Source organism: Fodinicurvata halophila, assembly GCF_042651425.1.
Taxonomy (GTDB): Bacteria; Pseudomonadota; Alphaproteobacteria; order Kiloniellales; family DSM-21159; genus Fodinicurvata; species Fodinicurvata halophila.
Map to the genome: position 1 here is coordinate 87,439 of NZ_JBHSCW010000011.1, position 12,710 is coordinate 100,148.

5 protein-coding genes and 1 tRNA gene are annotated in these 12,710 nt (G+C 60.3%); 1 reads left to right on the forward strand and 5 read right to left on the reverse strand.

Annotation, left to right across the window (positions count from 1 at the left end):
• Positions 1–7 precede the first annotated feature (7 nt).
• Positions 8–2,083 (reverse strand): choline BCCT transporter BetT, encoded by a 2,076-nt coding sequence (betT, locus tag ACFOW6_RS16580; RefSeq protein WP_382423543.1) that lies wholly within the window; start codon positions 2,081–2,083, stop codon positions 8–10.
• Positions 2,084–2,228: 145 nt separating this feature from the next.
• Here betT and ACFOW6_RS16585 point away from each other — a divergent pair.
• Positions 2,229–2,303, forward strand: a tRNA-Val gene (locus ACFOW6_RS16585).
• 134 nt (positions 2,304–2,437) lie between these two features.
• Here the strand turns inward: ACFOW6_RS16585 and ACFOW6_RS16590 are convergent.
• The 4 genes from ACFOW6_RS16590 to ACFOW6_RS16605 form a co-directional block, all read right to left on the reverse strand.
• Complete coding sequence (locus tag ACFOW6_RS16590) at positions 2,438–2,671, reverse strand: hypothetical protein (protein ID WP_382423544.1); 234 nt, start codon at positions 2,669–2,671, stop codon at positions 2,438–2,440.
• Positions 2,672–3,096: 425 nt separating this feature from the next.
• The gene (locus ACFOW6_RS16595) at positions 3,097–3,612 is read right to left on the reverse strand and encodes a type II toxin-antitoxin system VapC family toxin (protein WP_382423545.1); all 516 of its coding nucleotides are present in this window, start codon (positions 3,610–3,612) and stop codon (positions 3,097–3,099) included.
• Positions 3,605–4,453, reverse strand: coding sequence for a hypothetical protein (locus ACFOW6_RS16600; protein WP_382423546.1), 849 nt, complete (start codon positions 4,451–4,453; stop codon positions 3,605–3,607). Before ACFOW6_RS16600 ends, ACFOW6_RS16595 begins: the two co-directional genes overlap by 8 nt.
• 176 nt (positions 4,454–4,629) lie before the next feature.
• Positions 4,630–12,705, reverse strand: coding sequence for an ADP-ribosyltransferase-containing protein (locus ACFOW6_RS16605; RefSeq protein WP_382423547.1), 8,076 nt, complete (start codon positions 12,703–12,705; stop codon positions 4,630–4,632).
• Positions 12,706–12,710: the final 5 nt, after the last annotated feature.

The window sequence follows — 12,710 nt, forward strand, 5'->3', positions numbered from 1 at the left end:
TGCTGCCTCACGGCGCCGCCGTCTCGGGATCATCGGGCATGGCGGCGCTTGTTCCGGGAGACTCCCGTTGCGCATGAAGGAACAGCATGTGTCGCTCGAACTGGTCGAGGATATCGGCGATCAACTGCTCCTTGGTGTAGCCATAGATGTCATACCCCTGGCTGCCCTCGAGGATATGCACTTCGAGACGGTAGTAGTGCGTGCCCGCGTGCGTGTCGCGGATCGAGAAGGCCGGCATGGCACAGGGGCGTGGCCAGATCTGATAGGTGAAATCCTGCTCTTCGCCCAGGTTGACGTTGAGGGCCAGGTGCGCGTCCCTGCCTTCTCCTTCGCCGATCTGAGCGGTAAAGCCTTTCTCTTTCAGCACCTCACGGATCTCTTCCATGGCCGGTCTGCCCACCTCGCGCAGGAAACGGCCAATCTGTGAGCGACCGGGGAAGCTGACGGCCCGGGTCAGGCGTTGCCGCCAGCTGAGAATGCCCTGCTCGTCGTGTGCAATGCGTCCGGACAGATGCCCAGCCATGCTGCCGTAGTGGCTGTCCTCCTTCAGGCCCTCGACCTTGAGTGCCTTGAACAGCCCCGCCATCATCAGGAACAGCACGAAGGCGAAGGGCAGGCCCATGATGACGACAGCGCTCTGCAGGGCGCCCAGGCCACCGACGATCAGCAATGCCAGGGTCAGCACGCCGATGATCGCCGCCCAGAGGATACGCATCCATGCCGGTGCATCGTGATTGGGATCGGTCAGCACCGAGGTCAGGTTGGAAAGCACCAATGAGCCCGAATCCCCGGAGGTAACGAAGAACACGATGGCCAGGATGGTCACCACCACGGTGGTGAGCCCGAACCATGGAATGCCCTCCAGGAACAGATAGATGGCCGAGCCGGGGTTCTCCATGGCCTGCTGGCCGAAATCGGCCACGCCGGTTCCGTGCATGACCATGTCGATAGCGCTGTTCCCCATGGTGGACATCCAGGCCATCATGAAGGCCATGGGCAGGATCAGCGTTCCCGCCACGAACTGCCGGATGGTCCGCCCGCGGGAGATGCGCGCCAGGAACAGGCCGACGAACGGTCCCCAGGCGATCCACCAGGCCCAGAAGAAGACCGTCCAGGCATTCAGCCAGTCGGTGGGGGGATCATAGGCATAGGTGTTGAACGACAGGTCTATGAACTGGGACAGGTAGTCCCCGGCGTTCATCACGAAGGCGTTGAGCAGGAACAGCGTCTTGCCGGTGAACAGGACGAACAGCATAAGCAGCAGCGCCAGCAGCATGTTGAACTCGGACAGCCGGCGAATCCCCTTGTCCACACCCGTGACCGCGGAGACAGCAGAAAAGATCACGATCAGCACCGCCAGCGCCGCCTGGGTGGCCGTGCTCTCCGGAATGCCGAACATGTAGCTGAGCCCGAAGTTCAACTGGATGATGCCGATGCCCAGGCTGGTCGCGATGCCGAAGATCGTGCCGAGCACCGCGGCGGTGTCCACCGTGTGACCGATGGCCCCCTCGATCCGCTTGCCGAAGATCGGATAGAGGGCGGAACGAATGGTCAGGGGCAGCCCGTGCCGATAGCTGAAGAACGCCAGGGACATGCCGACCAGGGTATAGATCCCCCAGCCCGACAGCCCCCAGTGCAGGAACGTGAGCTCCATGGCATGGCGCGCCGCCGCGACGGTTTCCGCGTCGCCTTCCGGCGGGGCCAGGAAATGCGTGACAGGCTCGGCAACGGAAAAGAACAGCAGGTCGATACCGATGCCGGCCGCAAACAGCATCGCGGCCCAAGTGATCACGTTGAATTCTGGAACGGAATGCGCCGGGCCGAGCCGGAGCTTGCCGTAACGTGACAGGCCGATCGCGATCACGAAAATCAGGTAGACCACCACGGCGAGGAAGTAGAACCAGCCGAAACTGTTCGAAATCCACGCCAGCACGGCATTGATCACCCCGCTGGCGGTCTCCGTGAAGAACATCGTCCACAGCGCGAACAACACGATGCCGATGCTCGAGCTGTAGAAAACGGTGGGATTGAGACGGTCCTGTTGCGGGGAAGCGTCCTGTTCGTTGTCCTGCTCGGTGGCCATGGATGGGCTCCTCGAAGGCAAGCTTATGTCATGACCTTACGTCACAGTGCCAGCACAAGACAACTATCTGAAACCAGACACGTCCCCTTGTCGGCACCTTGACAGCCGGCACAAGCGTCAGTACACAGCCCCATTCCATCTTACAGGGCGCGTAGCTCAGCGGGAGAGCACTGCCTTCACACGGCAGGGGTCGCTGGTTCAATCCCAGCCGCGCCCACCATTATTTTTCAATAAAAAACAATATGTTATCCAGAAAGCTTACCCAGGATACAGAAACTTCCATATCCCGGGTAAGCAATAGGTAAGCAGTGGAGCGAGCCTCGCCTCGCAAGTGGGAACTGGTTTGGCTGCCGGTCAGCCCAGCCAGGAGAGCGCTTTGTGCTTCACTGCCTGGCCCTGTTCGCTCTCCGCTGGCAGCTCAGAGATACGGTATGCGATGACCTCCGGAACCGTGCTGGCATCCTGAATAGCGCGCAGCTCTTCCTCGGGACTGGTATCCTCAGGAATGGCATCGATCCGCTGGTTCGCAATCTGGATAGCCTCTTCAAACAAAGACCCCAGGGCGATCACTTCATGCTCTGTGTTCATGGCATTGCCTCCTTCATCAAACGATAAGGAAGGCTACCTCGAGCCTGGATCAGGTGTCTGTGGGAGAGATCGCAATCACGTTGGTAGTTTCGCAACATGATGCGATAATCGCAACACCGATGGGCAAGCTTCAGTGTGCGGACAGTGTGGACAGGATCAAACAATAGCCGCACCCGAAGCCAAAGCTCTCAATCCTGTCGCTAGGATCGAAAATCGCGCTTTCCTGGGCCGGCAGATCGCGACCAAGCCATACCGAAACGCAAGACCGCAACCTATCCATTAAAGGTCTGTCTTGGCAGGCGGCTACTTGCGGAACGCCACATGATCGCCGGCCTAATGCCCTCAATGCGTGCCCTACTTATCAAGCTGCTTGTATGTTGAGATTTCCTCTTCGCGACCTTCCATAGAGCCTCTCGTTGAAGCGATCAGTTTGAGCCTTTGGAAACTGATCGATCAAACAAGCCCCCATCTGTTTCGTCTCCAGGCTCGCAAATCCTCAAGTTTGTCCCATCCCGACACTCCATCTCACCATCCAGATGTAGAAGATCATTTCCATCGTAGGTATGCAAAGTTGGAATGCTCCAAAATAAGGCAGTCGAAAGATGTATTGCATCCGGCTTCTTGCTTAGCTTGGGTGTCTCACGAACCAACTTTCGAGCATTTCGCGCAATAGGAATATCAAGTGCGACCAATTTCACAAATGGCTGAAAGAAAACATCATCAAATACTTCAATGCTATCGGGCGCTATAGGTTTTGAGAGTTTCATTTCTGACGCCAACCTATTTGCCTCAACTATTGATATGGTTGAAGTCCATATCTCGATGTACCCTTTCTTAGCCTGTCCGTAGACGTTGCCAAGCGCTGCCTTTCTAGACTCTTCGCCATTCACAAGTCCTAACCATGCGCAAGAATCCCAATAAACTTGAGCGGGACTAGCCAAGTTTCTCCCCCCAGAATTCATCTAAGTGCTCTTGAATGGACTTATTCTCTATTACATTGACGTCCTTCAATTGCGATAAGGAAATGTCTTTCCAATCGACCTGTTCGTGGTGGCTGACAATAATCCTCTTTAGGAAGCCATCCTTCCCATAAACCAGCTCACCGCTGAACCTATGTGTTAGGTCCTGCCAAGCCTCTAACCAGCTATGCTCCGGGCCAATCTTCTCCGCCAGATCTTCAGATAAGACACAATAAACCTTGGTGCCGGAAATTCGCTCCCGAACAATAAGAGCAGGGGAGCTGTAATATTTGGTAAGACCAATGACCTCACCCTCGGCGGTCCCCATTTCCGTACGTTCGCCATCTATATCCTGGTCGATGCTACGTTCAATTACATCAATTGCTTTCTGGGCCCTCACTGGATTGACCGAGAAAGCAGGCTCCCCGTCGAAATTGACACCTGTGTAAGCTACGCCATTTAAGTTCCTTGCCAGCAACCGATGTATCGCCTTTTCTGCGGCAGAGCCCATCCAACGCGGTGGCTCGCCATCAAACAAACGCGTTACATCATTCTTAAAGCGATCCATAACCCTGCTGGCTTCTAGGGATACAGAAACCTCGGGATCTTTAGAGAATGCTTCCGCCGTCACGGTAAATGGTGGCGAGTTTGTGTGAGCCTCGGTGAGCCGCCACACAATCTTTCGTTTGGCCTCATGAGGGTTTTCTGAGCATTCTACAGTTTCAATCATATCCAGAACTTGGCGCATAGCATCTTCGACGGTCAGGTACTCACCCTTTTCCGATGATGGATGAACCGTAATGGATATGGACCTATTTCCCATTCCCATGTCCTTTAGGCTGCTTTACGTAACCACGAATGAGCAATGGTTCGACAGCCACTTTCTGAAAATGGACGTTAGCATATTCTGATCCCTACTGAGAAACGCGCGCTTTTCTCAGCTAACGTATTGGCCTTAATGCAAATTCTTCACTTTAGTTTATAATGTACGATAACAGCCTATCTTTTGCGACCCAGAAAATACTCACCCAACGACACGTCCTCGCCCTCGGCCTCGCGCCAGGCCGCATCCACGGCCCGGTTGATCTGTGTCGAGGGCAGGCCGGTCGCCAGGCCCGTGGCGTTGATCACGGACTTGACCAGGGCCGGATCGACCTCGCCCTGGCCGGCCTGCGTGAAGGGCGCGGCGAATTCCTTCGTGATCGCGCCATAGGCACCACCACCCTCGAACCCTGAGGATACCGAGGCAATGTCCCGCACGAACGGCATGGATCCCAGCACAGAGAACGCCGTTTCACGGGCCAGGAACTCGCCCCAGCTATCATCATCGTCGTCCTCGTCGGGCAGGCGCCCCTTGATCAGCGAGTACAAGATAGCTTCGAGCGTGAACAGGAACGCCATGTCAATGGCCCAGGACAGGGCTTCTTGCGCCGAACGCGTCGACATGCCTTCCTCATCGATCACGCGCCGGGCCCGGGCCGTGCGTTCATAGGCGACGTTGAACTTGGCGAACATGTACGATCCCAAGGCCGTGAACAGCCGCACCACTTCGTTCTGACGCGTCGTGCGGCTCACAGATCCACGCTCGACGGCCGAACGGTCCGAGAACAAGCCCGAGGCCTGGGCGCGCTTCACGACAGCGTCGGCGTGTGCAATGGCCTGCGCCTCATCCTGGCCGAACATCTCCAGGCCCTGCTGATACCCGGCGTACCAGGTCGGCACGTCGACGGCATAGAACTGCACCTTGGTCATGAGCCAGAACGACAGCGGCCCCATGATCTCGCGGCGGAAGTCGCCCCAGCGCGACGCAGCCGGTCCCATGCGCGGATCGTTGTAAAAGTCGTAGATATCCTTGTTGAACGTGGTCTGACGCAGCCGCATGAAGCTCGAGCGCGAAGCAATGTCCGCGCCCGACGCGAATGGATTGACCACGGTGCGCATCGTCGCCTTCAGCATGTTCTGCTTGCCCACGACCACGGCCGACTGCGCCAGGCCCGTCACCTGGATCGCCACAGTCGACAGGTTCAGGGCCAACTTGGCCGCGGTGAAGTTCGATTTCAGCATGCGCGTCGACCGGTTGACCAGGTCGGCCGCACGCAGCTCCCCGTTACCCACGTCCTGCAGCCATATCTCAAGGGCTTCGAAGTCCGGCTGACGACCGGCATTGATGAAGGCGTCGCGGATCCGCGTGTCCTGGAGGATCCGCCAGGAGTTCGCGACCGGCTCGCTCAGCTCCAGGTCATAGATCACCTGGTTGACGTGCCGGTGCAGGACCGAGATATCCAGCTCCACCGAACGCCCCGAAGACGAGGCGCGCTCCTTGAGGTGACCGTTGCGCGTCTGTGCCTTGCCGAACCGGCCGGCCTGGAGGGACTGTGTCTGCAGCGCCGTGTCATCGTCGCGCGCCAGGGAGGACAGGCGCGGATCGTAACGCAGCGGATAGTAACCGCCCCGCAGCTCCTTGCCGGCAATGGTGACGGGCGAGGGCTCGACCCATTCCGGCTCGACGCCTGTCACGCGCTGCTCGCGCCGGCTGATATCGTCACGGAACGTCTCGAGGTAATCCCATACGGACTGAATGAAGTCCGCGTCGCGCTGATCCAGGGTTTCCAGCACAGCATTAACCTGGGCCTCGGTCAGGTGACCGTTCACGCGCTCGTCGGTCATCCGGTGATAGTTGCCCTCGTTGCCCGTGTTGAGCGCCACGGCGATCCGCTCCCACTTGGACAGGGAATAGCCCAGCTCCGGCATGTACTCCCGCACCGACATGCGCCGGCGTTCCTCGGAGGTATAGACGTCATAGAGTCCCTCGAGGTCGATCGCGGCCCGCTCCCGGCGCTGATAGAGCCGGTCCATGGCGTGATCGATCGGCTCCTTGATGTTCTTGTACGCCGCGCCGTAATCCTTGAACCCGTCGATTTCGCGCAACAGGGTGCTGGCGTTGAGAACCAGGTCCAGGTACTGCCGCGCGGATCGCCGCAGGCCTTCACCGCGCGATCCGACCCGACCGGGCGGGCGTTCCTTCATGTTCTCGGCAAAGGCCGTCACGACATCGTCGACGCTCTCGTCCAGATCCCGCTGGCGCTGCTCATCGATCAGCCTGTTCCAGCGCTGGGCAACGTGCTCGAGGTTTTTCAGGCTGTCGACCACGCCGCGCAGCTCTTCGACGGACAGGGTCTTGTAGGGCTTGCGCTGTGTGTCCCTCAAAACGGCCTCAGGAATGGCGAGTTCGTTCTCCCGGCCTGCCGCCGTCATGGCCTCGACAAACGCCGCCAGCGCCCCGCGACGCTCTTCCTGGCGCCCACTTATGCGCCGGAAGTCGTGACGCTCGAGAATATCATCGATCGCGGCCAGGTAATCGATCTGCGCATTCTCGCGCCGACCGGCGCCCGCAATCTTCTCTCGCGTGCTCTTGCGGCCCAGCTTCGTGACGTAGTTCTCGGCCTTCTCGACCTCTTCCGCAACCTTCCGGCTCTCCATGTAGAGCGCATGGTTCAGCAGCTGGCGCCGCTTGGCGATGATGAAATCACGGACCGTCTGGTTATAGTTCGCCGTCGAGCGGTTCGCCTGGTCGACCTGGCTGGCCGGCGCGTCGACGCTGCCTTCCTCGCGCAGCGCAGCACGCGTCTTCGTGGCGATCCGGCGCCGGGCGTTGTTCATCCAAATCTTCTCGCGCGCCAGCATTCGGCCCAGGCGTTCGGCTTCTTCCCCGGCCTTGCGCTCCGCTGCCAGGAACCGGTTGGGCTTGATCGCGTCACGGACCCGCATCCCGGCAATGGAACGCCGGGCAGTCTCGCGGGCCTGTTTCAGCGTCATGGCGGCATCGGATCCCGCAACATCCGTCACGGCGCGCAGCTCGGCCGCGATCCAGTCGCCACGGCGATCGGTATGGACCGCCTCCAGGGCCTCGGCCTCGATCGTTCCGTCATTCAGCGCATCGCCGTGGCGCTCGTACATGACACGCTCGGTTTCGGCCTCGATCGCTTCCTTGCGCGGCGGGGCCTGTTCCATGGCCCGGATCATCTCATCGCCGCTGTCGAAGCCAAACCAGCCCGCGATCTCATCGGGATCCGCGCCGCCCTCGACGGCATAAACGGTCTGCTGCCCTCGAGGCAGGGTTTTCAGGATACCGGCGCCATAGCGATCGACCAGAATATCCTTGGACATGCGCATGTCGGGCATGTCCCTAACCTCCCCGTCTCCCAGCCAGCGCCGGTTCCCCATCCATTCCAGGGCGCGATAGTGCCGATAGGCGTTGACCTCGCGCTCGACCTCTTCGCGAACCTGGGCGCGTTCGTCGCGATACCATTTCTCCTGCTGGCGACGGATCGGCGCCATGGTTTCGCGCAGCAGGCGACGGCGGCTTTCTTCTTCCGCATCGGCGCGCAGTTTCAGGAACCGATCGTACTCCTGATCCGTCAGGCCCATTTCCTCGGCCGAGGCGAATACGGGACCGGTCGCGCCGGACTGACGCTCGGCCTCGGCAATCTCCTGATCCGTGGCGATCATGCGATCGAACACCCGGCGCAGATCGGCCGACACGCTGACATCGAGGCCGCGCAGGCGCTGATAGACCGAGATCAGCCAGGCCCGGAACTTCTCGAAGGCACCACGCAGGGCACTCGAGGGCGCGTTACCTTCCATCAGATACGTTTCGAAGGCACGGGCCCACTGTTCCTGCATGCCCACATCGATGGCCCGGGCCTTGGCCTCATCATCGATCGCGCCCACGTCGATCGCGCTCATCACATCCTCGGCCGTGACCTCGACCTCGGGCATGGCGCGGCGTGCATCACGGGCCACCGCGGCGGCATTCTCGCGCCACCACTGCTTGACCGCGGCCAGATCCTCAACAGAGCTACCCTCGCCACGCTGCGCCAGGTCCTGCATCACGGTCAGGAAATAGTGACCGCTCTCGTGCAGGAAGGTGGACAGGTCCGCGCTCTCGAACAGGCGAATGACCGTGTCGCCATTGCCCATACCTGCGCCCGGAAACTGGACCGAACCGCGCGGACCGCGTTCGTCGTTCTGTTCATATCCGCGAACCTGGATCCGGCTGTCGTCATAGATCACATAGTTGTATGTACCGTCACCATCGCTGCGAGAGGCGCCGTCAAGGAAACGGTGACCAGGAATGCCGGCAGAGCGCAGGGCTTCGGAAGCGGCGCGATCGGAGCCGAGGCGGGCCTCAATGCCTGCGTACACTTCCTCGAAAGTAAGATCCTCTCCGCGCGCGATCGCCGCTGCCGTCGAAAGGTCGGCAATGCGGTCCTCATTCTCGCGATCGAGAAGAGGCAGGAGTTTCTCGCGCACCTCTGCCGGCTGCTCGCTCAACGGTGCATTCCAGAGCAACAGCTCACTGTCATCCGGGACCTCGACCTCGAACAGGCGTCCGCTCGGCTCCTGGGTTATGTTTACAGTGCCGTTTTCAATCGTGAAAACACCAGGAGGGCCGGGGTGACCAGTGGCCCGCCTTGCATCAACAGTAACTTCTATGCTGCCATCAGGGAGATCACGTGCGGAAACATTGTTCCCGTCAGCACTAAATGCCTCGACTATACCTTCGGCATCAAGATCATCCGGACCAAACCCGAAGAACTCCGGATCCGCAGCGATTTCCTCAGCCAGATTGACAGCGCGGGAAAATCCGCCGGTATCCGTCAGCGCCTTGCGATAGTGCTCCGCCACCTCGCGCCGGCCCGCGAAATACAGCCCCCAACCAAAGGCTTGCGCCCCTTCACCGGTGCCGATGCGATCCGTCGAGAATTTCTCGAACAGGTGCGGCGTGCCGTGATAGGCGGACTGATACAGAATGCGCGGATCGTTCGGATCAAAGGTGCCCTGGTTGTTGACGGATTTTACATTGGTTGCGCCGAAGACCATATAAACGGTCGCGGGCCTTCCTGCGCCCAGGTAGTCATCAACGACATTGTTGACCACGACGCCATCGAACCCGAAGCGCCGCGCCAGGCTTCCGACCTGATCCGTTGTGAGCCGCCCACCACTTTCCCGGATTACTGAATTGACCGCCCGCTCTGCATTGTCGCGGGCAGGACCGTCAGGAATAGCCGCGAGAAACGACGCAGGATCCATCCCGCTAAATGCAGCGCCACCGGCATTGACTGTCAGCGGATTTTCGATCTTCACGTAAACACCGAGCGTTTCCGGCTCCGCGTTCTGATAGTCGAATGCCCGCGTATCATCGGCATAGGTTCGTGCAACGGAGATGTTGTCCGTGAAGAAATACGGACCTTCCTGATCGAGATCGTTGAGCCGCTCCTGGGCCGTCGAAAATCCCTGCGTATAGATATCCCTGGCATCGGGCGTGCCGTGATAAACGACCTTGGGACGCCCCTGACGATCAACGATCTTGCTGTCACCGAACCAGCGCTGGAACGCCTCGCTCGACGTGTCGATCTCTCCGGACTGATTATACATCTGCCCGTCATCGGTCCCGTAACGCTGCTGCAGCGCTGCCCGGATCGTGGCATCGTCATCGTCCAGCGACACACCGGCCCGATCGAGCTCTTCCAGGAACTGCTCGAGCCACTCGTTGGACCGCTCCGCTTCGTCGGCCGTGACGTTTTCGCCGGCATACTGAGGCGTGCCGCGCAGCTCCTGATCGATGGCGTCCCACAGGGCACCGGTAATGTCCGGCTCCTGCTCCCCGCTCTCCACCGCCGCCCTGTACTGCTGGGCAATGGGATTGTCGGCCAGGTATCCCGCCTCGATCGCGGCCCGGGCCACATCATCGGGACCATGGCCCTGGATGTTGCCCTGATCCTGGTCGTTCGCGTCACGCGCCAGGTTCAACGTCTTCCGGCCCCGGCCACGCCGGATCGTCTCGGCATCGCGGGCACGCAACTCGCCGCCCGGATCATTGATCCCGCCGTACTGGTCAATGAATTCGGTCAGCGTCATGCCGCGCCGCACGTTCAGCGGCTTGGCCGCGCGGGCCTCGGCCAACATCCGCGTCATGTCGTCCACGTCACGCGGCACAGCACCTTGAGGCAGGTCGCCCTGTACCTGGGGCAGGGGATACCGCTCCATGAACTCATCGATCGACAGGCCCGAGCGTTCGGCCATCACCCGATAGAACGCGGGATACAGCATGGCTTCGGTCGTGGCCACGTCCGTTGAGCGCCCGGCCATGCGCAGGCGCGAAACCATGGTGTCGTAGATTTCCTGCTCGTGGGAGCGGAACTGCTCTTCGTCCTGGCGGATCCGCTCAGCCTCTTCCCAGGCCTCCTGCATGATGTCCTGGACGTTCTCGTTGAACTGCGCCGCCTCGCTCGCCGTCATCTCGTCGGGCGAGAACCGCATGTTCTCCATCAGGAACGCGTCATGCTCGCTGCCCGCCATCTTGGCCGCATAGGTCGCGGTCGGGATAGCCAGGTCACCACCGGCAGCAAGGGCAACGTCGAGATCGTCACGCGTCACGCCCTCGAGCTCATCGGCCAGAGCGTGCGGATCCATGCCCTGGCTCTGGAAATACTCGTTGAACTGCTCGGCCGGGACATAAACCGTCTCGACCGGACCGTTCGCCGTGGCCCGATCGACAAACTCGCGGAACTTGTCGGGCATGCGGTTGCGCAGGTTCGAGGACTGCGCCTGTCCGGACAAAGCCTCGAAGAGCTGTTTCCTGTTTTCAGCGGCCCGGGCCTTGCGACGGTTATCTACGAGAGCGCGACCGCCAACGCCGAGAACCTCAACGGGTGTCGTTGCAAACTCGGCCAGTGCCTCAACGAAAACTTCACGGACATCAACCGTCTGGTCTGTCGCAAGTTGCGCCCCGGCCTCTCCGGCCCCGCCCAGGCCCGCTTGAACGATGGACTGGAGCACCATGTCGCCAACAGGCGACTGCGCCAATCGCTGCCCCGCAATGCCACCTGAGAGGCCGTCGATAACACCAATTATCGTCCCTCGCAGGCCGGCACGCTCGGCGGCTTCCTGAATGAGTGCGCGATCTGATATCGCCTTCATTGCGCCCTCAGGCGTGGAGATATCGATACCACGCTCCCGGAAGAACTGTGCAGGCTCTATGCTGGCCTCAACCGTCCCGGACAGCCCACCCGAAACAGCAGCGCCAAGACTTGGGTTTCGGGTCGCGAGGGTCACGGCGCTGGCGGCCGCCAGGGTAGGCAGGCTCTCGACCGCCGTTTCCGTCAGAAAGGCAAGCGCATCGCCAGGCTGTTCCGCAAAGGCGCGAACAAACTGGGCCGTATCGAGCCAGGCCTGCTCACCCCAGCTCGCCGCCTCGGGTTTTTCGGGCGGCTCACCCTCCCCATTCCACGCCTCGAGCGCAGCCCTATAGTCTCGGATCCGCTCGGGCTCGGCCGGTGCAAAGAGGCGTTCGCGCCCACGCTCTGCGGCCGGTGACATGGGAATTTCCATGATCCGATCGGCCATCTCGCCGGCGGTGCGCTGATATTCCGCCGCAGCCTCTTGCTGATCACCTCCTATCAATCCGGAAAGGCGAGAGGTCAGGTAGCGCGACCCTGCAAAGAAGAGATCGTCAGGCCCGGGAAGTCTGCGCTCCGCAACAACATTGCCCTCATCGTCCTGAACCTGCGTTCGATCCCCCAGGATTTCGCCAAAGCTTCTGTCCTGGTCCTGTGCGCGCTCCGCTGCATTAAACGCCATCCACTGTTGGTAGCCTTGCGGGAATGTCCGGATCCTGCGCTCCAGCGCAGCCGTCCAACGCGAACGCTCTTCTTCCTCAGCGGCACCGACGCCAAAGCGCTCCATCCAGGCCAACCGCTCGAGATCGTCACGCGAAAGAGCGATATTGTCAGGGGAGTGCAGCCAATCTGTCAGCTTGGGGGAAGCAGCGAGGGTTTGTTGTATGCGGACTTCCTCGATCTTGCGCTCGAAGACATTCCGGTACTCCTTCACCATCGCCTTGGGCGGTATAGGATTGCCGGTCACCTGGCCGAACTCGTTGGCCAGCTTGATATCGCTTGCCACCTTGTCCGGCTGGTCCTCGACTGAGCCCAGGACGATCTTTACACCGCCAACACCGTGTTTCTGGCGCTTCGCTTTCCACTTCGCGTAATCAGAGATTGAGTTTACCAACGAAA